The 24,267-nt window shown below is 66.1% G+C and carries 21 protein-coding genes; 17 read left to right on the forward strand and 4 right to left on the reverse strand.

The genetic code is table 11. The features are described from left to right. Positions 1-80 precede the first annotated feature (80 nt). The 15 genes from ACNFH5_RS16020 (at position 81) to ACNFH5_RS16090 (ending at position 16,251) form a co-directional block, all read left to right on the forward strand. On the forward strand, positions 81-1,700 hold the full coding sequence (locus tag ACNFH5_RS16020; RefSeq protein ID WP_416747537.1) for a methyl-accepting chemotaxis protein: 1,620 nt from the start codon (positions 81-83) through the stop codon (positions 1,698-1,700). Continuing rightward, a complete protein-coding gene (locus ACNFH5_RS16025) occupies positions 1,675-2,187 on the forward strand; it encodes a chemotaxis protein CheW (RefSeq protein WP_416747539.1) in 513 nt (170 codons plus the stop codon). The genes ACNFH5_RS16020 and ACNFH5_RS16025 overlap by 26 nt, the downstream gene beginning before the upstream one ends. Next, positions 2,184-3,419, forward strand: a complete 1,236-nt coding sequence (locus ACNFH5_RS16030; protein ID WP_416747541.1) for a CheR family methyltransferase — start codon at positions 2,184-2,186, stop codon at positions 3,417-3,419. Before ACNFH5_RS16025 ends, ACNFH5_RS16030 begins: the two co-directional genes overlap by 4 nt. Then, a complete protein-coding gene (locus ACNFH5_RS16035) occupies positions 3,412-4,098 on the forward strand; it encodes a chemotaxis protein CheW (RefSeq protein ID WP_416747543.1) in 687 nt (228 codons plus the stop codon). The genes ACNFH5_RS16030 and ACNFH5_RS16035 overlap by 8 nt, the downstream gene beginning before the upstream one ends. Beyond that, positions 4,095-6,392, forward strand: a complete 2,298-nt coding sequence (locus ACNFH5_RS16040) for a hybrid sensor histidine kinase/response regulator (RefSeq protein WP_416747545.1) — start codon at positions 4,095-4,097, stop codon at positions 6,390-6,392. Before ACNFH5_RS16035 ends, ACNFH5_RS16040 begins: the two co-directional genes overlap by 4 nt. Continuing rightward, positions 6,389-7,396, forward strand: a complete 1,008-nt coding sequence (locus ACNFH5_RS16045) for a chemotaxis response regulator protein-glutamate methylesterase (RefSeq protein WP_416747547.1) — start codon at positions 6,389-6,391, stop codon at positions 7,394-7,396. The genes ACNFH5_RS16040 and ACNFH5_RS16045 overlap by 4 nt, the downstream gene beginning before the upstream one ends. Before the next feature lie 24 nt (positions 7,397-7,420). Then, on the forward strand, positions 7,421-8,431 hold the full coding sequence (locus tag ACNFH5_RS16050; protein ID WP_416747549.1) for a diguanylate cyclase domain-containing protein: 1,011 nt from the start codon (positions 7,421-7,423) through the stop codon (positions 8,429-8,431). A 118-nt stretch (positions 8,432-8,549) separates the two neighbouring features. Next, positions 8,550-9,645, forward strand: a protein-coding gene (prfB, locus tag ACNFH5_RS16055) for a peptide chain release factor 2 (RefSeq protein WP_100227314.1) whose coding sequence is annotated in 2 segments (ribosomal slippage) — positions 8,550-8,621 and positions 8,623-9,645 — 1,095 coding nt in all. Because the reading frame shifts where the segments join, the coding sequence is not laid out codon by codon here. A 117-nt stretch (positions 9,646-9,762) separates the two neighbouring features. Further along, complete coding sequence (gene lysS, locus ACNFH5_RS16060) at positions 9,763-11,268, forward strand: lysine--tRNA ligase (protein ID WP_416747552.1); 1,506 nt, start codon at positions 9,763-9,765, stop codon at positions 11,266-11,268. A gap of 365 nt (positions 11,269-11,633) precedes the next feature. Beyond that, positions 11,634-12,350, forward strand: a complete 717-nt coding sequence (locus ACNFH5_RS16065) for a TetR/AcrR family transcriptional regulator (RefSeq protein WP_017521121.1) — start codon at positions 11,634-11,636, stop codon at positions 12,348-12,350. Between the two features lie 107 nt (positions 12,351-12,457). Beyond that, a complete protein-coding gene (locus ACNFH5_RS16070; RefSeq protein ID WP_416747554.1) occupies positions 12,458-13,021 on the forward strand; it encodes a hypothetical protein in 564 nt (187 codons plus the stop codon). Continuing rightward, positions 13,018-14,322 carry a flavohemoglobin expression-modulating QEGLA motif protein gene (locus tag ACNFH5_RS16075; protein WP_416747556.1) on the forward strand — a complete coding sequence of 435 codons (1,305 nt, stop codon included), beginning with the start codon at positions 13,018-13,020 and terminating at the stop codon, positions 14,320-14,322. The genes ACNFH5_RS16070 and ACNFH5_RS16075 overlap by 4 nt, the downstream gene beginning before the upstream one ends. 122 nt (positions 14,323-14,444) lie before the next feature. Further along, positions 14,445-15,383: an alpha/beta hydrolase gene (locus tag ACNFH5_RS16080; RefSeq protein ID WP_416747558.1), complete on the forward strand. Its 939-nt coding sequence runs from the start codon at positions 14,445-14,447 to the stop codon at positions 15,381-15,383. Then, positions 15,380-15,703 carry a hypothetical protein gene (locus ACNFH5_RS16085; protein WP_416747560.1) on the forward strand — a complete coding sequence of 108 codons (324 nt, stop codon included), beginning with the start codon at positions 15,380-15,382 and terminating at the stop codon, positions 15,701-15,703. Before ACNFH5_RS16080 ends, ACNFH5_RS16085 begins: the two co-directional genes overlap by 4 nt. A 38-nt stretch (positions 15,704-15,741) precedes the next feature. Next, entirely contained in the window at positions 15,742-16,251 is a 510-nt protein-coding gene (locus ACNFH5_RS16090) for an O-acetyl-ADP-ribose deacetylase (RefSeq protein ID WP_416747562.1), read from the forward strand. A 186-nt stretch (positions 16,252-16,437) separates the two neighbouring features. Here ACNFH5_RS16090 and ACNFH5_RS16095 read toward each other — a convergent pair whose 3' ends face one another. From ACNFH5_RS16095 to ACNFH5_RS16105, 3 genes are all read right to left on the reverse strand, one after another. After that, positions 16,438-17,229, reverse strand: a complete 792-nt coding sequence (locus tag ACNFH5_RS16095) for an OmpA family protein (protein ID WP_416747564.1) — start codon at positions 17,227-17,229, stop codon at positions 16,438-16,440. A gap of 37 nt (positions 17,230-17,266) precedes the next feature. Beyond that, positions 17,267-17,677, reverse strand: a complete 411-nt coding sequence (locus ACNFH5_RS16100; protein WP_416747566.1) for a DUF4398 domain-containing protein — start codon at positions 17,675-17,677, stop codon at positions 17,267-17,269. 176 nt (positions 17,678-17,853) lie between these two features. Next, positions 17,854-20,214, reverse strand: coding sequence for a heavy metal translocating P-type ATPase (locus ACNFH5_RS16105; protein WP_416747568.1), 2,361 nt, complete (start codon positions 20,212-20,214; stop codon positions 17,854-17,856). 87 nt (positions 20,215-20,301) lie between these two features. On the opposite strand from ACNFH5_RS16105, the gene cadR reads away from it, so the two are divergent. Then, positions 20,302-20,769: a Cd(II)/Pb(II)-responsive transcriptional regulator gene (cadR, locus tag ACNFH5_RS16110; protein WP_416747570.1), complete on the forward strand. Its 468-nt coding sequence runs from the start codon at positions 20,302-20,304 to the stop codon at positions 20,767-20,769. 146 nt (positions 20,770-20,915) lie between these two features. On the opposite strand, the gene ACNFH5_RS16115 is transcribed toward cadR, so the two are convergent. Then, a complete protein-coding gene (locus ACNFH5_RS16115; protein ID WP_416747571.1) occupies positions 20,916-21,251 on the reverse strand; it encodes a pilin assembly protein in 336 nt (111 codons plus the stop codon). Positions 21,252-21,469: 218 nt separating this feature from the next. Between ACNFH5_RS16115 and ppc the strand changes: the two genes are divergently transcribed. After that, positions 21,470-24,106 carry a phosphoenolpyruvate carboxylase gene (gene ppc / locus ACNFH5_RS16120; RefSeq protein ID WP_416747573.1) on the forward strand — a complete coding sequence of 879 codons (2,637 nt, stop codon included), beginning with the start codon at positions 21,470-21,472 and terminating at the stop codon, positions 24,104-24,106. Positions 24,107-24,267: the final 161 nt, after the last annotated feature.

The raw sequence follows: 24,267 nt of genomic DNA on the forward strand, positions 1-24,267 counted from the left end.
TTAGTAGGAATTTACATTCGCGCGTTTACTTGCCCGAATGCATCATCCGTCGGCACGCCACACATCTTCTGGGGAACGCTGTGAAGAACTGGACTCTACGCCAACGCATCCTGGCCAGCTTTGCCGTCGTCATCGCGATCATGCTGCTGATGGTGGTGATTTCCTATACCCGCCTGCTACGCGTCGAGGCCAGTACCAAACGGGTCAGCGAAGACGCTATGCCCGGTACTTACGCCCTGACCACTGTGCGCTCGGCGTGGACCGACAGTATCCTCCTGACCCAGGTGCTGGTCGGCCTGAGCGACGGCAAGGCGCTGGACGATGCGCGCCGCCAGGAGTTCCGCGCCAACCACGACACGCTGGTGGAACGCATCACCCTGTATGAACGCACCGTCAACGACCCGCGTGACAAGGAGATGCTCGCCCACTTCAAGCAGCAGGTGTCCGAGTACGACAACCTCCTGGCCCAGGTGCTGCAGCTGTACAGCACCGACCGCGAGGCGGCGCGCAAGCTGCTGCTGGAGCGCCTGGAACCGATGTGGGAAGACGGCCGCAAGACGCTCAACCAGCTGATCTCGCTGAACAAGGAGATCGCCGATGCCGCCGCGGACAACATCGTCTCCGAGGTTTCCACCGCCAAGGCGATCATGCTGCTCTCGCTACTGCTGGCTATCGTTGCTGCGGCGGTGTGCGGACTGCTGCTGATGCGCGCCATCACCGAGCCGGTGCGCCAGGTGGTGAAAGGCTTGCAGGTCATGGGTAGCGGCGACTTCACCACGCGCCTGGCGATGGAGCGCAACGATGAGTTCGCGGTGATCGAAACCGGCTTCAACGGCATGGCCGAGGAGCTCAAGAGCCTGGTGTCGCAGGCACAACGCTCGGCCATCCAGGTGACCACCTCGGTGACCGAGATTGCCGCCACCTCCAAGCAGCAACAGGCCACCGCCACCGAAACCGCCGCCACCACCACCGAGATTGGCGCCACCTCGCGGGAAATCGCCGCCACCTCCCGCGACCTGGTGCGCACCATGACCGAGGTGTCCTCGGCCGCCGAACAGACTTCCACTCTGGCCGGCTCCGGCCAGTTGGGCCTGGCGCGCATGGAAGAGACCATGCACCACGTGATGGGCGCCGCCGAACTGGTCAACGCCAAGCTGGCGATCCTCAACGAGCGCGCCGGCAACATCAACCAGGTGGTCACCACCATCGTGAAAGTGGCCGACCAGACCAACCTGCTCTCGCTCAACGCCGCCATCGAGGCAGAGAAGGCTGGCGAGTACGGCCGTGGCTTCGCCGTGGTCGCCACCGAAGTACGCCGCCTGGCCGACCAGACCGCTGTAGCCACCTACGATATCGAGCAGATGGTGCGCGAGATCCAGTCCGCCGTGTCCGCCGGCGTGATGGGCATGGACAAGTTCTCCGAGGAGGTGCGTCGCGGCATTTCCGAAGTCGGCCAGGTCGGCGAGCAGCTTTCGCAGATCATCCAGCAGGTGCAGGCCCTGGCGCCGCGCGTGCAGATGGTCAACGAAGGCATGCAGGCACAGGCCACCGGCGCCGAGCAGATCAACCAGGCGCTGGTGCAGCTCGGCGAGGCCACCGGGCAGACCGTGGAATCCCTGCGCCAGGCCAGCTTCGCCATCGACGAGCTGAACCTTGTGGCCAACGGACTGCGCAATGGCGTCTCCCGCTTCAAGGTCTGACGCCGCCGCGGCGGGCAGGCTTTACCTGCAGTTCCGCCTGGGCGCGGACCGCTATGCGCTGGACGTCCACGACGTCATCGAAGTGCTGCCGGTGCCGGCGCTCAAGCAGATGCCGGAGGCGCCGGGCTGGGTCGCCGGGTTGTTTCCGCATCGCGGCGAACTGCTGCCGGTACTGGACCTGAACCAGCTCGCCTTCGGCCACAGCGCACCGCGTCGCACCAGCACGCGCCTGGTGCTGGTGCGTTACCGCGCCGAAGGCGAAGGCCCGGAGCAGCGCCTCGGTCTGATTCTCGAGCAGGCCACCCATACCTTGCGCCGTGATCCGGCGGCCTTCCGTGACTACGAACTGGACAACGGCAGCGCCCGCTACCTCGGCCCCGTGCTGGAGGACGAGCAGGGCCTGTTGCAGCGCGTGAGCGTCGACCAGCTGCTCAGCGACGAAGCCCGCGCGCGCCTTCTGCGTGACTCAGGGGGAGCGCCGGCATGACCGACCCGCGCTTCGCCCAACTGCTCAAGGAACGCATCGGCCTGGACGCCGAGTCAGTCGGCGACGCCGTGATCGAGCGCGCTGTGCGCCAGCGCATCAACAAGGTCAGCGGTGGCAATACCGAGCATTACTGGATGCAACTGCAAGGCTCCGCCGAGGAAGTGCAGGCGCTGATCGAAGCGGTGATTGTCCCGGAGACCTGGTTCTTCCGTTACCCCGAATCCTTCGGCGCGCTGGCGGACCTCGCCTCCCGGCGCGTGCTGGAACTGGGAGGCACCCGGCCGCTGCGCGTGCTCAGCCTGCCGTGCTCCACGGGCGAGGAGCCGTACTCCATCGTCATGGCGCTGCTGGATGCGGGCCTCGCGCCGTCCGCCTTCCAGGTCGATGCGCTGGACGTCAGCCGCGCAGTGCTGGAGCGGGCGGAAGAGGGGCGCTACGGGCGCAATTCTTTCCGGGGTTCCAGCCTCGAATTCCGCGACCGCCATTTCACTGTCGATGGCAACGATTACCAGCTTGCCGAAGCGGTGCGTCGCAAGGTCCGCTTCCGCGTCGGCAACCTGCTGGCGCCGGGACTGCTGGCCGGCGAAGCGCCTTATGACTACGTGTTCTGCCGCAACCTGCTGATCTATTTCGATCGCCCGACCCAGGAGCAGGTGGTAGACGTGCTTTGCCGCTTGGCACGGCCGGACGGCGTGCTGTTCATCGGCCCGGCCGAAGCCAGTCTGATGTCGCGCGTCGGTCTGCGCCCGCTGGGTGTGCCGCAGTCCTTTGCCTTCCCGTTGCAAGGGGCTGAGCCGGCTCCTCGCGCGGCACCGTTGAACTGGACCGCGCCAGCGCCGATACCCCGTGCGGCTCCTGCCAAGCCGGCGCCGGTCCGCCCGCGCCAGGTGAGCAAGCCCGCATTGCCGGTGGCTGTCCCTGCCGAAGATGCGCTGGCGGAAATCGCTCGGCTGGCCAACTCCGGACAGGCTGCCGAAGCGCGCCGGCGCTGCGAGGCGCTGCTGGCCGAGAAAGGCCCGGACGCCGAAGCCTTCTACTGGCTCGGCCTGCTGGCCGATGCCCAGGGCCAGGGCAGCGAGGCCCAGGCGTTCTACCGCAAGGCCCTGTATCTGCAACCCGACCACCAGGAAAGCCTGCAGCACCTGGCCGCGCTGCTCGCGGCTCAGGGCGATGCAACTGGCGCCCGTCGTTTGCAAGAGCGCGCGGCGCGAGGAGTGAAGCGCAATGGTTGAACGCAGCTATGGCTCCCTGGACGGTGATTTGCCGACGGTGGATGACTGCTGGAATCGCATCGGCGTACGCGGCGACCGCAGTTGCCCGAAGCTGGCCGAGCACATCCATTGCCGCAATTGCCCAGTGCATGCCGCTGCCGCCATCAGCCTGCTGGACCGCTATGCGCTGGGCAGTGAAGGCTCGGCGCTGGCGCCTGTCGAAGCCGCCGAGGCGACTATCGAAGAAGGCCGCCCGCACCTGATCTTCCGTCTCGGCGAGGAGTGGCTGGGCTTGCCTACCCGCGCCCTGGCCGAAGTGGCGCCTTCCTGCCAGGTGCATTCGCTGCCGCACCAGCGCTCGCCAGCGCTGCTGGGCGTTGCCAACGTGCGCGGCACCCTGGTGGCGTGCATTTCCCTGGGCGAACTGCTCGGCCTCGACAGCCGCGCGGCCGCCCGCGACGACGCCCGTATCGTGCCGCGCATGCTGATCCTGGCGGCAGTGGGAGGGCCGATCATCTCGCCGGTGGACGAGGTGGAGGGCATCCATGAATTGAACGAGCACGCCATCGTCGAAGCCTCGTCGCAGAGCCACGCCGTCAACGACCGCTTCACCCGCGGCGTGATGCAGTGGCGCAATCGCAGCATCCGCCTGCTCGACCAGGAAGCCCTGCTCGACGCCGCCACCCGGAGCCTTGCATGACCCCGGATCAGATGAAGGACGCGTCGATGCTGGAGCTGTTCCGCCTGGAGGCGGAGGCTCAGACCCAGGTATTGGTGCAGGGCCTGATGGCGCTGGAGCGCAACCCGACCCAGGCGGACCACCTCGAAGCCTGCATGCGCGCGGCTCACTCGCTCAAGGGCGCGGCGCGGATCGTCGGGCTGGATGCCGGCGTGCAGGTCGCTCATGTCATGGAGGATTGCCTGGTCGGCGCCCAGGAGGGGCGTCTGCTGTTGAGCTCCGGGCATATCGACGCGCTGCTGGCCGGCACCGATATCCTCCTGCACATCGCCGACGCCCAGCCCGAGCGCGCCGAACAGGCACAGCAGGGCGTGCCGGCCATGGTCGAACGCCTGCAGGCGCTGGTTTCCGGAAAGGCTCCGGCGCCGCCTGCCGCCCCCGTGTCGGCGCCCGTTCCAGAACCTGTCGAGCACCCTGCGCCGGTTGTCGAACCACCCGCGCCCACGCCCGCTCCAGCCGCCACCGCCGAGCGCGCACCGCGTCGTCGCTCCAGCGACAGCGATGAAGTCGGCGAGCGCGTGCTGCGGGTCACTGCCGAGCGCCTGAACCAGCTGCTCGACTACTCCAGCAAGTCGCTGGTGGAGTCCCAACGGCTGAAGCCGCTGCTCGACTCGCTACAGCGCCTCAAGCGCGTCCAGGCCAGCGCCAGCCGGGTGCTGGATGGCGCCCGCGACGCCGCCAGCACGGCCAACCTCGACGCCGAGGCGCAGGCCTATCTGGCCGACGCCCGCCGTCTGGTCGGCGAGTGCCAGCAACTGCTCAGCGAGCAGATCGCCGAGCTGGATGACTTCAGCTTCAAGGCTGGCCAGCGCGCCCAGTCGCTCTACGACACCGCGCTGTCCTGCCGTATGCGGCCCTTCTCCGATGTGCTGTCCGGACAGGCGCGGATGGTCCGTGACCTTGGCCGGTCGCTGGGCAAGACCGTGCGCCTGGACGTACAGGGCGCGACCACCCAGGTCGATCGCGACGTGCTGGAGAAGCTCGAAGCGCCGCTCACTCACTTGCTGCGCAACGCCGTCGACCACGGTATCGAATCCGCCGACGTGCGCGCGCGCAACGGCAAGCCGGAGGAGGGGACTATCCAACTGCTGGCCCGCCACCATGCCGGCATGCTGGTGCTGGAGCTGCAGGATGACGGCGGCGGCGTCGATCTCGACCGTCTGCGCACGGCCATCGTCCGCCGCCAGCTGTCCACCGAGGAAACCGTGGCGCGCCTCACCGAGGAAGAGCTGCTGAGCTTCCTGTTCCTGCCCGGCTTCAGCATGCGCGAGCAGGTCACCGAAGTGTCCGGTCGCGGCGTCGGCCTGGATGCCGTGCAGCACATGGTGCGCCAGCTGCGCGGCGGCATCCGCATGGAGCAGGTGCGCGGGCAGGGCGCGCGCTTCCATCTGGAAGTGCCACTGACGCTGTCCGTCGTGCGCAGCCTGGTCGTCACCATCGGCGGCGAGGCGTACGCCTTCCCGCTGGCACATATCGAACGCATGCGCCGCCTGGCACCGGACGAGATCGTCCAGCTCGAAGGTCGCCAGCAGTTCTGGCACGAGGGCCGCCACGTCGGCCTGGTATCCGCCAGCCAGTTGTTGCAGCGCCCCGACGGCGAAGCCACGGCAGACGAAATCCCGGTGGTGGTGATTCGCGACCGTGAAAGCGCCTACGGCGTGGCCGTGGAGAAATTCATCGGCGAGCGAACCTTGGTGGTGGTGCCGCTGGATGCCCGGCTGGGCAAGATGCAGGACGTCTCCGCCGGCGCGCTGCTGGATGACGGTACGCCAGTGCTGATCCTCGACGTCGAGGACATGCTGCGCTCGGTGGAGAAACTCCTCGCTACCGGCCGGCTGGAACGCATCGACCCCACCGGCCGCCTCACCGGCCCGGCGCGCAAGCGCGTACTGGTGGTGGACGACTCGCTCACCGTGCGTGAGCTGGAGCGCAAGCTGCTGCTGGGGCGTGGCTATGACGTCGCTGTGGCGGTGGATGGCATGGACGGCTGGAACGCGCTGCGATCTGAACATTTCGACCTGGTCATCACCGATATCGACATGCCGCGCATGGACGGTATCGAGCTGGTGACCCTGATCCGCCGCGACACCCGCCTGCAATCGCTGCCGGTAATGGTGGTGTCCTACAAAGATCGCGAAGAAGACCGTCGGCGCGGCCTGGATGCTGGCGCCGACTATTATCTGGCCAAGGCCAGCTTCCACGACGAGGCCCTGCTGGATGCGGTGGTCGACCTGATCGGGAGTGCGCAGGGATGAAGATAGGGATAGTCAACGACATGCCCCTGGCGGTGGAGGCGATGCGCCGCGCGCTCGCGTTCGAGCCGGCGCACCGCGTCGTCTGGGTCGCCGCCAATGGCGCCGAAGCGCTGGAGATGTGCGTCGCGCACAAGCCCGATGTGATCCTCATGGACCTGCTGATGCCGGTGATGGATGGCGTCGAGGCCACCCGCCGGATCATGGCCCAGAGCCCCTGCGCGATCATCGTCGTCACTGTCGACCTGGAACAGAACATGAGCCGTGTGTTCGACGCCATGGGCAACGGTGCGGTGGACGCGGTGAATACCCCGACCATGGGCGTTGGCGACCCCGCCGAGGCCGCACGCCCGCTGCTGCGCAAGTTGCAGAACCTGGCCTGGCTGACCGCGCCGCGCGACAGCCGCCCGGCGGGTGGCGTGGTGCCCACGCGCAAGGGCAGTGGCGTGCGCAAACTGGTCGCCATCGGCTCCTCGGCTGGCGGCCCGGCCGCACTGGCGGACCTGTTCGCGCGGCTGCCGGCGGATTTCCCGGCAGCCATCGTGGTGGTCCAGCATGTCGACGAGGTGTTCGCCGCCGGCATGGCCGAGTGGCTTTCCACCCAGTCCAGGATTCCTGTGCGCCTGGCGCGCAACGGCGAGCCCCCGCAGCCCGGCTGCGTGCTGCTGGCCGGCACCAACCACCATATCCGCCTGGTCAAGGGCGGTGAGCTGGCTTACACCGCCGAGCCCAGCGGCCACATCTATCGGCCATCGATCGATGTGTTTTTCGACAGCGTGGTGGAGAACTGGTCTGGCGATGCCGTCGGCGTGCTGCTTACCGGCATGGGCCGGGACGGCGCCGAGGGATTGAAACGCATGCGCGAACGCGGCTTTTTGACGCTGGCCCAGGATCAGGCCAGCAGCGCCGTGTACGGTATGCCCAAGGCTGCGGCGGCGATCGGCGCCGCGGTGGAAATTCGCGCGCTGGGCGACATTGCCCGAAGACTCGCTGAAGTCTGCGCCTGAGTGCAGGCTACGGAGCCCCATCAGATGAACCCTTTGACGAGTGACTACCCCGTGAACACCCCAGGCGATTCCGCTGTGATGGTGCTGCTGGTCGACGACCAGCCGATGATCGGCGAGGCCGTGCGCCGAGCGCTGGCGGACGACCCCAGCATAGACTTTCACTTCTGCTCCGATCCGCACCAGGCCATCGCCCTGGCGATCCAGATCAAGCCCACGGTGATCCTCCAGGACCTGGTGATGCCCGGCGCCGACGGCCTCACGCTGGTGCGCGAGTACCGCGCCAACCCGGCCACCCGCGATCTGCCGATCATCGTCCTGTCGACCAAGGAAGACCCGGCGGTGAAAAGTGCGGCCTTCGGCGCCGGCGCCAACGACTACCTGGTCAAGCTGCCCGACGCCATCGAGTTGATCGCCCGGGTGCGCTACCACTCGCGCTCCTACCTCGCCCTGCAGCAGCGCGACGAGGCCTACCGCGCCCTGCGCGAGAGCCAGCAGCAGCTGCTGGAAACCAACCTGGTGCTGCAGCGGCTGATGAACTCCGACGGTCTCACCGGGCTGTCCAACCGCCGGCACTTCGACGAATACCTGGAAATGGAGTGGCGCCGCGGCCTGCGTGAGCAGACCCAGCTGTCGATCCTGTTGATCGACGTGGACCACTTCAAGGCCTACAACGACACCTTCGGCCACGTACAGGGCGACGAGGCGCTGCGCCAGGTGGCCGGCGCGATCCGCGCCAGCGCCAGCCGCCCCTCGGACCTGCCGGCGCGCTACGGCGGCGAGGAGTTCGTCATGGTCCTGCCCAACACCTCGCCCGGCGGCGCACGCCTGCTGGCGGAGAAGCTGCGGCGCCTGGTGCAGGACCTGAACATCCGCCACGAACTGCCGACTCCGGGGTCGTCGCTGACCATCAGTATCGGCGTGGCAACCCTGATCCCCCAGGCCGGGCAGGCCTGCCGCCAGCTCATCGAACTGGCCGACCAGGCGCTCTACAACGCCAAGCACGGCGGGCGCAACCAGGTGGCCATCGCCGGCTGAACGGGCGGGGAGGGCGCGGAAACGGTGGGCGTGCTTTGTCGTAAAGCCTGAAAAGGCGACGAAAATTCACGTATACTTGCCGGCTTTTCTACGCCCTTACCCGTGAGAGATGCCCGCCATGGAAATCCAACCGATCCTCAACAGCATCAAGGACCTCTCCGACCGTACCCATTCGATTCGGGGGTATCTTTGACTACGATCTGAAACATGATCGTCTGATCGAAGTAAACCGCGAACTGGAAGACCCGGCGGTCTGGAACAAGCCCGAATACGCCCAGAACCTGGGCCGCGAGCGCGCCATGCTGGCGCAGATCGTCGAGACCCTCGACGAGCTCACCGGCGGTCTGGCCGACTCCCGCGACCTGCTCGACATGGCGGTCGAGGAGAATGACGAGGGCGCCGTCGGCGACGTCGAAGCCGAAGTCCAGCGCCTGCGCGAAATTCTCGAGAAGCTCGAGTTCCGCCGCATGTTCAGCGGCGAGATGGACCCCAACAACGCCTACCTGGATATCCAGGCCGGCTCCGGCGGCACCGAAGCCCAGGACTGGGCGAACATGCTGCTGCGCATGTACCTGCGCTGGGCGGACAAGAACGGCTTCGATGCCGAGATCGTCGAGCTGTCCGAGGGCGAAGTCGCCGGCATCAAGGGCGCTACCGTGCACATCAAGGGCGAATATGCCTTCGGCTGGCTGCGCACCGAGATCGGCGTGCACCGCCTGGTGCGCAAGAGCCCGTTCGACTCCGGCAACCGTCGCCACACCTCGTTCACCGCGGTGTTCGTCTCGCCGGAAATCGATGACAACATCGAGATCGAGATCAACCCGGCCGACCTGCGCATCGACACCTACCGCTCCTCCGGCGCGGGCGGTCAGCACGTGAACACCACCGACTCCGCGGTGCGTATCACCCACGTGCCGACCAACACCGTGGTGGCGTGCCAGAACGAACGCTCCCAGCACGCCAACAAGGACACCGCCATGAAGATGCTGCGGGCCCGGTTGTACGAGCAGGAGATGCAGAAACGCACCGCCGCCTCGCAGGCGCTGGAAGACACCAAGTCCGATATCGGCTGGGGCCACCAGATCCGTTCCTACGTGCTCGACCAGTCGCGCATCAAGGACCTGCGTACCGGCGTGGAACGCAGCGATTGCGACAAGGTGCTCGACGGCGACCTGAACGAGTACCTCGAGGCCAGCCTCAAGCAAGGGCTCTGACGCAGAGCCCCATTGTAGGAGCGAGCTTGCTCGCGAACCCGTCCACGAGCTTCGCGAGCAAGCTCGCTCCTATACGTATCCCCCAATTTGATTTAGACGCCAGGCAGATAGACGACCATGAGCGACCAACAACTCGACCAGACCGAACTGCAACAGGAAGAAAACAAGCTGATCGCCCAGCGCAAGGAAAAGCTTGCCGCCGTGCGTGAAGCCAAGGCCATTGCCTTCCCCAATGACTTCCGCCGCGAGAACTACTTCGCTGACCTGCAGAAACAGTACGAGACCGCGACCAAGGAAGAGCTGGAAGCAGCCGCCATCCCGGTCAAGGTCGCTGGTCGCATCATGCTCAACCGCGGCTCGTTCATCGTCCTGCAGGACAGCAGCGGCCGCCTGCAGGTCTACGTGAACCGCAAGACCCTGCCGGAAGAAACCCTGGCCGAGATCAAGACCTGGGACCTGGGCGACATCATCGGCGCCGAAGGCACCCTGGCTCGTTCCGGCAAAGGCGACCTGTACGTCGAAATGACCAACGTGCGCCTGCTGACCAAGTCGCTGCGCCCGCTGCCGGACAAGCACCACGGCCTGACCGACACCGAGCAGCGCTATCGCCAGCGCTACGTCGACCTGATCGTCAACGAGGAAACCCGCCACACCTTCCGCGTGCGTTCCCAGGTTATCGCCCACATCCGTCGTTTCCTGTCCGATCGCGGCTTCCTCGAAGTGGAAACCCCGATGCTGCAGACCATCCCCGGCGGCGCGGCGGCCAAGCCTTTCGAAACCCACCACAACGCACTGGACATGGCCATGTTCCTGCGTATCGCTCCGGAGCTGTACCTCAAGCGCCTGGTGGTCGGTGGCTTCGAGAAGGTCTTCGAGATCAACCGCAACTTCCGTAACGAAGGCGTTTCGACCCGGCACAACCCCGAGTTCACCATGCTCGAGTTCTACCAGGCCTACGCCGACTACGAAGACAACATGGACCTGACCGAGGAGCTGTTCCGCGAGCTGGCCCAGGCCGTGCTCGGCAGCACCGACGTGCCCTACGGTGACAAGGTCTTCCACTTCGGCGAGCCGTTTGCCCGTCTGTCCGTGTTCGACGCCATCCTGAAATACAACCCGGAACTCACCGCGGCTGACCTGACCGACATCGAGAAGGCCCGCGCCATCGCCAAGAAAGCCGGCGCCAAGGTCCTCGGCCACGAAGGGCTGGGCAAGCTGCAGGTGATGATTTTCGAAGAGCTGGTCGAGCACAAGCTGGAGCAGCCGCACTTCATCACCCAGTACCCGTTCGAAGTGTCCCCGCTGGCCCGCCGCAACGACAACGACCCGAGCGTCACCGACCGCTTCGAGCTGTTCATCGGTGGCCGCGAGATCGCCAACGCCTACTCCGAGCTGAACGACGCCGAAGACCAGGCCGAGCGCTTCATGCTGCAGGTGAAGGAGAAGGACGCCGGCGACGACGAGGCGATGCACTTCGACGCCGACTTCGTCAACGCGCTGGAGTACGGCATGCCGCCCACCGCCGGTGAAGGCATCGGTATCGACCGCCTGGTGATGCTGCTGACCAACTCGCCGTCGATCCGCGACGTCATCCTGTTCCCGCACATGCGCCCGCAGGCGTAAGCGTCGGAACTGGGAAAAAGGCCGCCTTCGGGCGGCCTTTCTCGTTTGGGCCGCGGACAGCTTTTGTAGGAGCGAGCTTGCTCGCGAACTGATCCACTCAGGTGCTTCCGGTGAGCCCGTTCGCGAGCAAGCTCGCTCCTACAGGGACGTGGGATTTGGGCGGTATACCATCCGACGAAGTGCACCCGCGCACCGTGGCTCGGCGTGCCTGTGGCACGTCTCACTCCCAGGCCTGATTCCCAGCCGCCTGCTCTGCCTCGCGGTTCGTTTCATGCGCCGGTGTCGCAGCAGCACGGCGGCAATTGTTTTCCCACCGAAAAGCTCGAACAATGCGCCATCAGGCCGCGCCGCCGGAGGTAATGCCAGTGACCCAAGTGTCCCCGCGAGACAGCGCAGCGCAAGTCGCCAGCGCCATCGCAGAAAGTGTCAAATACCAGGGCCGCAAGGCCAGCCGCCAGGGCAGCGAGCAGCGTCGCCAGGCGATCCTCGACGCCGCCCTGCGGATCATCGTGCGCGATGGCGTCCGCGCCGTGCGCCACCGTGCCGTGGCCGCCGAGGCTGGTGTGCCGTTGTCGGCCACCACCTATTACTTCAAGGACATCCAGGACCTCATCACCGACACCTTTGCGCTCTTCGTCGAACGCAGCGCCGAAGCCCTGTCGACCTTCTGGAGCAGCGTCGAGGGCGATCTCCAGGCCATGGCCGCCGGCCTCGCCCAGGACGACCCGCAGGCGCGCCGCGAGCTGACGGCGAATATCGTCGAGCTGGCAATCAAGTACGTGCAGGTCCAGCTCACCGAGCGCCGCGAGCACCTGCTGGCCGAACAGGCCTTCCGCCAGGAAGCGCTGCTCAACCCCAGCCTCAGCGAATTGGCGCAGCGCCACCGGCGCATTCTCTCCCTGGGCGTGGTGCATTTCTTCGAAGTGCTCGGCTCCAGACAGCCCGAGCAGGATGCCCGGGTGTTGACGGCCATCATCCTGCAGATGGAGTATCAGGGCCTGCTGGACGGCGCCGACCACCTGCAGATCGAGGAAATGCGTGCCATCCTTAGCCGCTATCTCGACCTGGTGATGGGCCTGTAGCTCCAGCTGCTGCATTCCAACCCCGCCATCCGGCGGGGTTTTCGTGTCGGAACTGCGGACGCCTGTGCGCATCACATGCAAAGGCATCCGGACCTAAGGAGGGCGTGATGAAAGTCTGGCGTGCACTGCTGCTGTTGAGCATCTGCCTGCTCAGTGGCTGTCTGGTGACGTTCAAGGACCCGATTCCGGCCAATGAGCCCGCGCCGGCTCACCTGCTGGGCCAGTGGTCGCGTGTGGACGAGTACGGTGAAGAGCAGTTCCTCGAAGTCACCCGCTCCGGCTCCAATCTTTACCGCGCCCTCAGCTATGTCGACAGCAAGGACAACACCGACAGCGTCGAGGACTTCGGCTTCACCGTCGCTCACCACGGCAAGCGCTGGTACCTCTCCGCCGGGCTGCCGAAAAGCATGGGCGGCAACTTCGCCCTGGCCGGCTTCGAGATCACCGACAAGGACGAACTGGTGATCTATAACCTGGATGTCGAGCACATCCTGCAGGACATGAAGGAAGGCGCGCTCAAGGGCGAGAAGGTCGACACCGAACAAGGCGCCGGCGCCCTGGTGACGAGCCCGCTGGCTGATGTGATCAAGTACCTGAACGATCCTGCCAATTCCGATGTGTTCGTCGAAGCGCTGCGCTTTTCGCGCGTGACTCCGGGAGAAAAGCCATGACCCCACGGCGCAAGAAGTCTACGCCCAGCGAATACCAGCAGATCATCCGCGGCCTGTCCGACCGCATCGTCGAGGCGCAGACGCCGATCCGCGTGCTCGACGCCATCAAATGGGACGACGGCATCCGCGACGATTTCCTCAAGGGCCGCGGCAAGCACGCGCCCAAGGTCGACCGCGCCTACTACGACGGCCGACCGCTGTCCTTCGACAGCAGCGCGAAGAAGCAGGAATTCCAGAACATCGAGCGCGACATCACCCGTCATCTTGGGCAGTTCAACCCGGTGGGGCAGATCATGCGGCGCATGTGCAAGGAGTACCGCATGGTCATCCGCATGCTCGAAGCGCGTGGTACCCAGGACTTCGGGCTGATTTCCCAGGAACTCTATGGCTCGGCCTCCGACGCCTTCCACGCCGGCGACCCGACCCTGGCCGACCTGGGCCTGATGCTTTCGGACTACCTGAACAACATCGCCGACCGTGGCGACCTCAAGGACGAACCCAAGACGCTCACCGCCAGTGACGCGGTGAAGATGCTGCAGGAGCGCCTGAACAAGGTATTCGACGGCAAGGAAGACACCATCCGCGTCTTCGAGTCCGACGGCATCGTCGCCGACGCCGCGGCCGGCGCCGACTACATCAAGGTGCGCGCGGACGCGATGTTCAACGAGCGCGACGTGCGCGCGCTGGAGGTCCATGAGGGCCTGGTGCACGTCGGCACCACGCTCAACGGCCTCAACCAGCCGATCTGCACCTTCCTCGCCAAGGGGCCGCCGTCCTCCACGGTGACCCAGGAAGGCTTGGCGATCCTGATGGAAGTGATTGCCTTTGCCTCCTACCCGACGCGCCTGCGCAAGCTGACCAACCGCACCCGCGCCATCCACATGGCGGAAGAGGGCGCGGATTTCCTCGAGGTGTTCCACTTCTACCGCGAGCAGAACTACAGCGTGGAGAGCAGCTACCAGAACGCCAGCCGGGTGTTCCGTGGCTCGACGCCCAATGGTTTGCCCTTCACCAAGGACCTCTCGTACCTCAAGGGTTTCATCCTGATCTACAACTACATCCAGCTCGCGGTGCGCAAGGGCAAGCTGGAGCAGATTCCGCTGCTGTTCTGCGGCAAGGCCACCCTGGAAGACATGCGTACCCTGCGCCAATTGGTGGACGAGGGCCTGGTGGTGCCGCCCAAGTACCTGCCACCGCAATTCCGTGACCTCAATGCGCTGTCGGCGTGGATGTGCTTCTCCAACTTCCTCAATCATCTCAGCCTCGACCGCATCGAGGCGGATTACGCCAATATCCTCTGACTGCCGGCCCGGTTTTTTGTAGGAGCGAGCTTGCTCGCGAACATCTCGCCAAAGACTCCGTCGCTGGGCAGGCTCGCGAGCAAGCTCGCTCCTACCGGGTGGTTACCTGCAAGGACGACCTCATGCTGAATCGCTGTATCAAGGCCGCCGCCTTCACGCTGCTTTTCACACTCGGCGGCTGCAGCTCCCTGCTGTTCTACCCCAGCGACGACGTCGCCATCACGCCCGCGCGGGCCAAGCTCGACTACCGCGACGTCACCCTGACCACCGCCGACGGCGTGAAGCTCGCCGGTTGGTGGCTGCCGGCAAAAGCGGGCGTGCCGGTGAAGGGCACCGTGCTGCACCTGCATGGCAACGGCGGCAACATGGCCTGGCACCTGGGCGGGGCGTACTGGCTGCCGGAGCAGGGCTATCAGGTGCTGATGGTGGATTACCGTGGCTACGGCAAGTCCGAGGGTGAACCGAGCCTGCCCGCCATCTACCAGGACATCGATGCTGCTTTCGCCTGGCTGGACAAGGCACCGGAAGCGCAAGGCAAACCGGTGATCCTGCTCGGGCAAAGCCTGGGCGGTGCCATGGCCGTGCACTACTTGGGCCTGCATCCGGAGCGGCAGAAAATGTTGCATGCGGTGGTGCTCGACGGCGTTCCAGCCAGCTACCGCGACGTGGCGCAATACACCCTTTCCACCAGTTGGCTGACCTGGCCGTTGCAGGTGCCGCTGTCCTGGCTGGTGCCCGACGGCGACAGCGCCATCCGTTCCATGCCGCGACTTTCTGGCGCACCCGTGCTGCTCTTCCACAGCATCGACGATACCATTGTGCCCCTGGACAACGGCCTGAGCCTCTACAAGGCCAAGCAGCCGCCGAAAGTCTTCCAGCTGACGCGCGGCAACCACGTGGAAACCTTCGGCGAACCCGTGTGGCGCGAAGTGATGCTGCGTTTCCTTGACGATCCGCAGCACTTCACCGGTTTGCGTCGCCTGGCTGAAGTCCCGAACTATCCCTCTCCGGCGAAGCCACAGGAATCGCAGGCGGACCCGAAACAACAAGGCACCCCATGAACGACCGCAACCCGATCTCCTATATCCTCACCGTCATTGCCACCATCTTTGTCTCGGTCGGTACGCTCTGGTACTACGGCTACCTGCACTTCGCCAAGCCCGAGGACGCGCTGGAACTGAGCCAGTTCACCATGCTGAAAAGCATCCCCGGCCAGGACACCAAGCTGTCCCTGGACCCGGCCGACCAGCAGGCGCAGTGCATCGATGGCGTGCTGGTGATGTTCGACATGAGCCAGAAGGGCCTGACCGGCGTGCTGGTCGACGGCCGCAAGCGCGCCGTGCGCTGCATGGGTGAGCAGACCCCGCAAGAGGTCAAGTGACGGCGAGCCCGTCGTCGCAGGCCAAGGGAGCAAGCAACATGAGCCATCCCGAGATCCGCGTCTGGCAGGGCGATATCACCCGTCTCGACGTCGATGCCATCGTCAACGCCGCCAACAGTTCACTGTTGGGCGGTGGTGGCGTGGACGGCGCCATCCACCGTGCCGCCGGCCCGGACCTGGTCCACGCCTGCCGCCCGCTGGGTGGCTGCAAGACCGGCCAGGCGAAGATCACCCCCGGCTTCCGCCTGCCGGCGCGCTTTGTCATCCACACCGTCGGGCCGGTCTGGCGCGGCGGTGAGCACGGCGAGCCTGAGCTGCTCGCCCAGTGCTACCGCAACAGCCTGCAACTGGCCGAGGACAGGGGCCTCGCCAGCGTCGCCTTTCCCGCCATCAGCACCGGCATCTACGGCTATCCCGCCGAAGCGGCAGCGCAGGTTGCCGTGGACGAACTGCGTCGTCCGCGTCGCGAGGGAAGTTCACTGCGGGAGTTGGTGCTGGTGCCTTTCTCGGCGGAGATGGCCGAGCTCTATCGACGCCTGCTGGGCTGAGCGGTCCCACGGCTCCTTGTAGGAGCGAGCTTGCTCGCGAACCCGCGCCGCCTCCTAGTCGTGTCATCCCCTCGCCCCAGCCCTGTCCCTTCAGGGCAGGGTGAGGGAGGTTTGTTCGTACCATGTTCGCGAGCAAGCTCGCTCCTACGAAAATCAGCCCCGCAGGAGCGAGCTGTCACAGGCCGGTCAGTAAGTCGAGCTCACCGACGAGCGGGGCTGCACCGGGTTGGCGTCATTGGAAATGGTGACCTCGACGCGGCGGTTCATCGCGCGCCCGGCGGCGGTGGTATTGCTCGACACCGGGTACTCCTTGCCGTAGCCACGAGCGACGACGCGGTCCGGGGTCACGCCCTGGCTCAGCAGCGCCAGGCGGATGGCGTCGGCGCGACGCTCGGACAGCCCCTGGTTGTAGGAGGAGGAGCCGCTGCTGTCGGTGTAGCCCTCGACGATGACCTTGCGTTCCGGATTCTGCTGCAGGTAGCCAGCGAGATTCTGCACATTGCTCATGGCGCCGGGCTTCAGCTCGGCGCGGTCGAGATCGAACAGCACGTCACCGAACGACACCATGGTCCCGCGCGAGGTCTGTTTGGCGTTCAGCTCGCCCTTGAGCTTGTTGAGCTGCGCGGTGCGAGCATCCAGCCGGGCCTGGGCGCGCTGGGCCGAGGTGTTCTTCATCTGGTCCTCAGCGTTGCGCAGGGCCACCGTCTGGTTGGCCAGCTCGATGCGTTGCTGGGTCAGGTAGGCCAGTTGGTCGACCTCCTTCTGGTCGGCGCCGTCGCGGTAGGCCTTGTCGGTCTTGGCCAGCCAGTCGCCGGCATCCTTGGTTTCCAGCGCGGCCTGCTGGGTGGCCTGCGGTTCGGCCTGCAGGGCCTGGAAGTCGCCACGGGCCTTCTCCAGGTTGGCGTTGGGCGGGGTGGAACATGCGGCCAGGGCCAGCGCAAGGGTGGAGATGGCGGGCAGTACGATGAGCTTGTTCATGTCGAAATTCCTTATATGACCGGACGTAGGGGCGGGATCACTGGGCCTGCTGCAGGCCTTCCTGACGCAACTCCATCACGCCCTGCTGGGCGTCCTTGACGTTGTTCTGCGCCTTCACGGCCTGCGACTTGCGTTCGGCCACGCGGGCGTCCCATTCGGCCTGCTGGGCCAGGCGCTTGGCCTGGTCGTATTCCTTGTCGTTCAGGGCGATGCGCGCCTGAGCGAGTTTGTCCTGGGCGTTCTTGGTCTCCACCGGGGCGTATTCCGGGCCGCCGGAGCTCACGGCGGCGTTCACCGCCGATTCGGTGACGGCCATCTGTTCGCTGGGCGGGTTGCCAGCGCAGCCAGCCAGCAGCACGGCGCTGCCAAGGGCGAGCAGACCGAGGCGCAGCGATGCGCGGGTGGAGACGGTCGGGACGGTTCGAGCGCTCTGAGATTTCAGTTCCATTGGGTGAATCCTCTGACGTTTGGTAAGGGGTTCCCTCGGCGTTTCGAGTGCCGGCAGATGCCTGTCGTGCGCATTGGCGCTTTCCTGGGCATCTGATTAGGGGACTAAGGGTTTCGTCAGGGGGTTCAAAAAAAATGCCCGCCGTATTGGCGGGCATTGGCGACGATCAGCGGGAATCAGCCGCGATGACGCAGCAACCGCAGGCCGTTGAACACCACCAGCAGGCTGGCGCCCATGTCGGCGAAGACCGCCATCCACAGGGTGCCTTCGCCGGCCAAAGTGAGAGCCAGGAACACCGCCTTGATGCCCAGCGCCAGGGTGATGTTCTGGATCAACACGCGGTGGGTCTGGCGCGAGAGTCGAATGAACGACGGCAGCTTGCGCAGGTCGTCATCCATCAGCGCGACGCCGGCGGTTTCGATGGCCGTGTCGGTACCCGCCGCGCCCATGGCGAAGCCGATATCGGCCCGGGCCAGGGCCGGGGCATCGTTGATGCCGTCGCCGACCATGCCGACGCGCTTGCCGCCTTCCTGGCGCTGCTTCACTTCGCGCAGCTTGTCTTCGGGCAGCAGGTTGCCCAACGCCTCGTCGATGCCCACCTGGGCGCCTATGGCGTTGGCGGTGTGCGGGTTGTCGCCGGTCAGCATCAGCGTCTTCACGCCCAGTTCATGGAGTTGGGCGACGGCTTCGCGGCTGGTCTGCTTGACCCCGTCGGCCACCGCGAACAGCGCCAGCGGGCCCTCGACATCGAGCAGCACGATGACTGTCTTGCCCTGTTGCTCGAGGGCGTCGAGACGGGCCTCCAGCTCCTTCGAGCACAGTTCCAACTCCTCCACCAGGCGATGGTTGCCCAGGTGGTAGACGCGGCCGTTGATCTCGCCTTTCACGCCGCGGCCGGGCAGGGCGGTCAGCTCACCGACGCTGTAGAGCGCGATGTTGTCCGCCTCGGCGGCCTGGGCCACGGCCTGGGATACCGGGTGATCCGAGCGCGCGGCGAGGCTGGCAGCCAGGGCGCGCACATCGCCGGCGGCGGTTTCCCGCAGGGCGGTGAAATCGGTCTGGCGGGGGCGGCCTTCGGTGAGGGTGCCGGTCTTGTCCAGGGCGATCCATTCCAGCGCGCGGCCCATTTCCAGGAACACGCCGCCCTTTATCAGGATGCCCATTCGCGCCGCTGCCGAGAGGCCGCTGACGATGGTCACCGGAGTGGAAATCACCAGCGCACACGGGCAGGCGATCACCAGCAGCACCAAGGCGCGGTAGACCCAGTCCAGCCAGGCGCCACCGAAGAACAGCGGCGGCAGCAGTGCAGTGGCGATGGCGATGAGGAACACCGCCGGTGTGTAGATGCGCGAGAACTGGTCGACGAAGCGCTGGGTCGGTGCGCGCGAGCCCTGGGCCTCTTCCACGGCGTGGATGATGCGCGCCAGGGTGCTGTCGTCGGCCACACGGGTGACGCGGTATTCCAGCGCGCTTTCGCCGTTGATGGTGCCGGCGAACAGGGTATCGCCGGCCTGCTTCTCTACCGGCAGGCTCTCGCCAGTAATGGGCGCCTGGTTGACGCTGGAGCGACCATCGAGCACCTCGCCGTCCAGCGCAATGCGCTCGCCGGGACGTACCCGCACCCGTGCGCCGAGGGCGACGGACTTGGCGGAGACTTCCTGCCACTGTCCGTCGACCTGCACCGTGGCCTGTTCCGGGGCCAGTTGCAGCAGGCCGCGAATGGCGTTGCGTGCTCGGTCCAGCGACTTGGCCTCGATCAGTTCGGCGATGGCGAACAGCACTGCCACCATCGCTGCTTCCGGCCACTGGCCGATCAGCATGGCGCCGGTGACGGCGATGCTCATCAGAGCGTTGATGTTGAGGTTGCGGTTCTTCAGGGCGATCCAGCCCTTGCGGTAGGTCGGCGGGCCGGCGCCAAGGATCGCGGCGATGGCCAGCGCCGCCACCAGCCAATGCGGGCCGATGGCGAACCATTCGAAGAACTCCGCGCCTGCTGCGGCGACACCGGCCAGCGCCAGCGGCCACCAAGGCTTCTGCTGGGCGGGCTGTGTGGAAGCGGGGGCGTTTTCGTCCAGCGGCTCGGCCTGCATGCCAAGGGAGGCGACCAGCTTCTGCAGCGGCTCGATGCTGTCGAAACGATGTTGTACGCGCAGCAGGCGCTGCATCAGGTTGAAGTCCAGGTCTTCCACGGCGGACACGCGGCCCAGCGCATCGCGCAGCAGGCGTTCCTCGGTGGGGCAGTCCATGGCTTCGATGCGCAGGCTGGTCCAGCGCAGTTCGCCGCTGGCCGATCCGGCTGCAGCAGTGGCAGCGTTTTCGGCTCGCGCGCCGTGATCCTCGCCGTGATCGTGATCGTGATCGTGATCGTGATCGTGGGCATGGCCATGGTCGTGCGAGTGCGGTGCAGGTTCGGCAGCCGGGGCGCGCAACAGCGTGCCTTTGTCGCAGCCGCAGCAGCCGGCGGCTTCGTGTTCGCGGTGCTGCTCCTGAATTGGGGCGGGGCCGTGGATGATCGGGCCCTGGCGATTGGCAGTCATGTCGTCCGTTCCTGTTTGACGAGTTGCTGCTGATTGCACACCCTGTAGCAACTACAGAGTCAAGCGTCTGTTGGCGAGGAGTCGCACATGAAGATCGGTGAACTGGCGAAACTGACCGGCTGTCCGGTGGAAACCATCCGCTACTACGAGCGCGAAGGCCTGCTGCCGGCGCCATCGCGCAGCGAGGGCAACTACCGGCAGTACGACGCCAGCCATGTCGAGCAGCTGTCCTTCATTCGCCATTGCCGTTCGCTGGACATGACCCAGGAAGAAATCCGCATCCTCCTCGGCCTGCGCGACCGCCCCGAATCCGACTGCGGCACCGCCAACCGGTTGATCGACGAGCACCTGCACCATGTCGAGGTACGCATCGCCGAGCTGCAATCCCTCAGCCAGCAACTGCGCGACCTGCGTGCGCAGTGCCAGGGGGAGGGCAGCAGCGAGGATTGCGGCATCCTGCGCGAGCTGGAGCAGCCGGCGGAGCCTTCGGTGATTCCGGAGGCCTGCGCCGAGGCGGGGCACCTGCACGTTCCCGGTGTCCATGGGCGGCATTGAAGATCGAGTTCCGCGACGTCTGCTCTTCGTAGGAGCGAGCTTGCTCGCGAACCCGCCTAACGCTGGAGCGGCTGGTGAGTCTGTTCGCGAGCAAGCTCGCTCCTACAGGCAATGAAAACGCCCCGGCTGAGCCGGGGCGTTTTCATTCAGGAATGCTCGGCCTCCGTCAGCTCGTGCAGGTACTTGCGCGACAGCGCCAGGAAGCGCGGCGTCGGGCCGGTGTCCTCGTAGATCGGGTCACCCTGTTCATCATGGGCGACCACCTTGTTCCCCTGCACATAGGGGAAGCTCGCCTCCAGCTCCTCCAGGGCCGCACTGACCAGCTCCCCCAGCAGATCCTCGGCGCTGCGCTTGGGGTACATGTCATGCAGGGCCGCCAGACGCGCGGCGGTCTCGACGTCCAGCGGAATGCTGTACTGGTGGTTGGTCATGCGCCCCCTGGCGTTCTTTTCCCAATGGCGTACCAGCTCGCGGATTTTCATGTTCACCTCTAGGGTCGTTACGTGGCGGTCGACCCTCGTGAGGTCGCCGCAGGTTTTCCCGTCGATGGGGATAACTTTCAGCCTAGACGTTGTCCGAGCAGGATTGCGGGCGTTCGTCGAGCGCTTGCCTGCCGGCCCGGCCGGCGGCACTGTGAAGCCAAGCGACGCCTTTTCAATGAGGGACTCTCAGACTAGGGCTCTCTATCCAGGAGACTGTGATGCCGGATATCGACGCGCGCCTGCGCGAGGACGTTCACCTGCTCGGCGAGCTGCTCGGGCAGACCATCCGCGCCCAGTATGGGCAGGGCTTCCTCGACAAGATCGAGCTGATCCGAACTGGCGCCAAGGCTGCCCGGCGCGGCTCCGCCGAGGGCGCCAAGCAGCTCACCGCGACCCTCGACGGCCTGGGCGAGGACGAACTGCTGCCGGTGGCGCGCGCCTTCAACCAGTTTCTCAATCTGGCCAATATCGCCGAGCAGTACCACCGCATCCGCCGCCGTACGCCCAAGGAGCCGGAACCCTTCGAGAATCGCGTGCTGGCCGAGCTGCTGGGCCGTCTGCGCAAGTCCGGCCTGAGCGCCGAGGGCCTGGCGCGGCAGGTGGCAGAGCTGGAGATCGAGCTGGTGCTTACCGCTCACCCGACGGAAGTGGCGCGCCGCACGCTGATCCAGAAATACGACGCCATCGCTGCTCAACTGGCCGCTGGAGACCACTCCGACCTGTTGCCCGAGGAGCGCCAGGCGGTGCAGGAAAAACTCCAGCGCCTGATCGCCGAGGCCTGGCACACCGACGAGATCCGCCGCACCCGGCCGACCCCGGTGGACGAGGCGAAATGGGGCTTCGCGGTGATCGAGCATTCCCTCTGGCACGCGCTGCCGGACTTCCTCCGCCACGTCGACCGCACCTTGCAGGAAACCCTCGGCGAGCGCCTGCCGCTGGAGGCGGCGCCGATCCGCTTCGCCTCCTGGATGGGCGGCGACCGTGACGGCAACCCCAATGTCACCGCCGCCATCACCCGCGAAGTCCTGCTGCTGGCGCGCTGGATGGCGGCAGATCTCTACCTGCGCGATGTCGACAGCCTGGCCGCCGAGCTCTCCATGCAACAGGCCAGTGATGAGCTGCGCGCCGAAGTGGGCGACCATGCGGAGCCCTATCGCGCGCTGCTCAAGCAATTGCGCGAGCGCCTGCGCGCCACCCGCGCCTGGGCCGAGCGCGCCATCCATACCGGCGAAGAGCCGGGTGCGGACGTGCTGCAGGACAACCGCGAGCTGCTCGAACCCCTGCAACTCTGCTTCCGCTCGCTGCAGGAGTGCGGCATGGGCGTGATCGCCGATGGCGACCTGCTCGATACCCTGCGTCGCGCTGCCACATTCGGGCTGTTCCTGGCGCGGCTGGACGTGCGCCAGGACTCCACGCGCCATGCCAAGGCGATGAGCGAGATCACCGAGTACCTGGGCCTGGGCAACTACGCCGACTGGGATGAAAGCGTGCGCCAGGAGTTCCTCCTGGAAGAGCTGGCCAGCCGCCGCCCGCTGCTGCCGGCAAACTACCAGGCCTCGCCCGAGACCGCCGAAGTCCTTGCCACCTGTCGCGTGGTGGCGCAGGCACCTGCGGCATCGCTGGGTTCCTATGTCATCTCCATGGCCGGGCACCCGTCCGATGTGCTCGCCGTGCAATTGCTGCTCAAGGAGTGCGGGCTGGAGCGGCCGATGCGCGTCGTCCCGCTGTTCGAGACGCTGGACGACCTGGACAACGCCGGCCCGTGCATCGACCGACTGCTCAGCCTGGACAGCTACCGCACCCGCCTGGCCGGGCCGCAGGAAGTGATGATCGGCTACTCCGACTCGGCCAAGGATGCCGGCACCCTGGCCGCCGCCTGGGCGCAGTACCGAGCCCAAGAGCAGCTGGTGGACATCTGCCGCAATCGTGGCGTCGAGCTGCTGCTGTTCCATGGTCGTGGCGGCACCGTCGGCCGTGGTGGCGGCCCGGCCCATGCGGCGATCCTCTCGCAGCCGCCGGGCTCGGTGGCCGGGCGTTTCCGCACCACCGAGCAGGGCGAGATGATCCGCTTCAAGTTCGGCCTGCCGGACATCGCCGAGCAGAATCTCAACCTTTACCTGGCCGCCGTGCTGGAGGCGACCCTGCAGCCACCGCCGGTGCCCGAGCCGGCCTGGCGCGAGGAGATGGACCGCCTGGCCGCCGACGGTGTGCTCGCCTATCGCGCGGTGGTGCGGGAGAACCCGCAGTTCGTCGACTATTTCCGCGAGGCCACGCCCGAGCAGGAGCTGGGCCGCCTGCCACTGGGCAGTCGCCCGGCCAAACGCCGAGAGGGAGGGGTGGAAAGCCTGCGGGCGATCCCCTGGATCTTCGCCTGGACCCAGACGCGGCTGATGCTGCCGGCCTGGCTGGGCTGGGAGGACGCCCTGTTCAAGGCCATCGAACGCGGCGAAGGCTCGCTGCTGTCACGCATGCGCAAGGATTGGCCGTTCTTCACCACGCGCATCGACATGCTGGAGATGGTGCTGGCCAAGGCCGACCGGGAAATCGCCCAACTCTACGACGAGCGACTGGTGCAATCGGAACTGCGACCATTAGGTGCGCATTTACGCGACCTATTGTCGCAGTCGGTGCGCGTAGTGCTGGGTCTGACCGGCCAGTCCCAACTGCTCGCTCACGCGGCCGAGACCCGCGAATCCATCGGCGTACGCAATACCTACCTTGATCCGCTGCATCTGCTTCAGGCCGAGCTCCTGGCGCGCTCGCGGCGCTGCACGGGCGATGCCTGCGGCGGTCTGGAGCAGGCGATGCTGGTGACGGTGGCGGGAATCGCGGCGGGGCTGCGCAATACCGGTTGAGGGCCCATCACCCCCCCACCAAAGGTGAATTGCCGAGCCGGCAAATGAGATTAATTTGGTGGCTGTTCCGGGCACCATGAAACGCCCGGGATCGGCGTGCGCAGTCCCCATGGCCGGCTTGTCTGGCAGGGGACCGCTGTGTATCGTGAGCAACCTTTCGG

Origin of the sequence: Pseudomonas sp. NY15435 (assembly GCF_048068295.1) — a bacterium.
GTDB lineage: Bacteria > Pseudomonadota > Gammaproteobacteria > Pseudomonadales > Pseudomonadaceae > Pseudomonas.

Excerpts from the sequence above, each read along its gene's own strand:
- ACNFH5_RS16025 (WP_416747539.1), top strand. The coding sequence starts at position 1,675 with ATGGCGTCTCCCGCTTCAAGGTCTGACGCCGCCGCGGCGGGCAGGCTT.
- ACNFH5_RS16030 (WP_416747541.1), top strand. The coding sequence starts at position 2,184 with ATGACCGACCCGCGCTTCGCCCAACTGCTCAAGGAACGCATCGGCCTG.
- ACNFH5_RS16035 (WP_416747543.1), top strand. The coding sequence starts at position 3,412 with ATGGTTGAACGCAGCTATGGCTCCCTGGACGGTGATTTGCCGACGGTG.
- ACNFH5_RS16040 (WP_416747545.1), top strand. The coding sequence starts at position 4,095 with ATGACCCCGGATCAGATGAAGGACGCGTCGATGCTGGAGCTGTTCCGC.
- ACNFH5_RS16045 (WP_416747547.1), top strand. The coding sequence starts at position 6,389 with ATGAAGATAGGGATAGTCAACGACATGCCCCTGGCGGTGGAGGCGATG.
- ACNFH5_RS16050 (WP_416747549.1), top strand. The coding sequence starts at position 7,421 with ATGAACCCTTTGACGAGTGACTACCCCGTGAACACCCCAGGCGATTCC.
- lysS (WP_416747552.1), top strand. The coding sequence starts at position 9,763 with ATGAGCGACCAACAACTCGACCAGACCGAACTGCAACAGGAAGAAAAC.
- ACNFH5_RS16070 (WP_416747554.1), top strand. The coding sequence starts at position 12,458 with ATGAAAGTCTGGCGTGCACTGCTGCTGTTGAGCATCTGCCTGCTCAGT.
- ACNFH5_RS16075 (WP_416747556.1), top strand. The coding sequence starts at position 13,018 with ATGACCCCACGGCGCAAGAAGTCTACGCCCAGCGAATACCAGCAGATC.
- ACNFH5_RS16080 (WP_416747558.1), top strand. The coding sequence starts at position 14,445 with ATGCTGAATCGCTGTATCAAGGCCGCCGCCTTCACGCTGCTTTTCACA.
- ACNFH5_RS16085 (WP_416747560.1), top strand. The coding sequence starts at position 15,380 with ATGAACGACCGCAACCCGATCTCCTATATCCTCACCGTCATTGCCACC.
- ACNFH5_RS16090 (WP_416747562.1), top strand. The coding sequence starts at position 15,742 with ATGAGCCATCCCGAGATCCGCGTCTGGCAGGGCGATATCACCCGTCTC.
- ACNFH5_RS16095 (WP_416747564.1), bottom strand. The coding sequence starts at position 17,229 with ATGAACAAGCTCATCGTACTGCCCGCCATCTCCACCCTTGCGCTGGCC.
- ACNFH5_RS16100 (WP_416747566.1), bottom strand. The coding sequence starts at position 17,677 with ATGGAACTGAAATCTCAGAGCGCTCGAACCGTCCCGACCGTCTCCACC.
- ACNFH5_RS16105 (WP_416747568.1), bottom strand. The coding sequence starts at position 20,214 with ATGACTGCCAATCGCCAGGGCCCGATCATCCACGGCCCCGCCCCAATT.
- cadR (WP_416747570.1), top strand. The coding sequence starts at position 20,302 with ATGAAGATCGGTGAACTGGCGAAACTGACCGGCTGTCCGGTGGAAACC.
- ACNFH5_RS16115 (WP_416747571.1), bottom strand. The coding sequence starts at position 21,251 with ATGAAAATCCGCGAGCTGGTACGCCATTGGGAAAAGAACGCCAGGGGG.
- ppc (WP_416747573.1), top strand. The coding sequence starts at position 21,470 with ATGCCGGATATCGACGCGCGCCTGCGCGAGGACGTTCACCTGCTCGGC.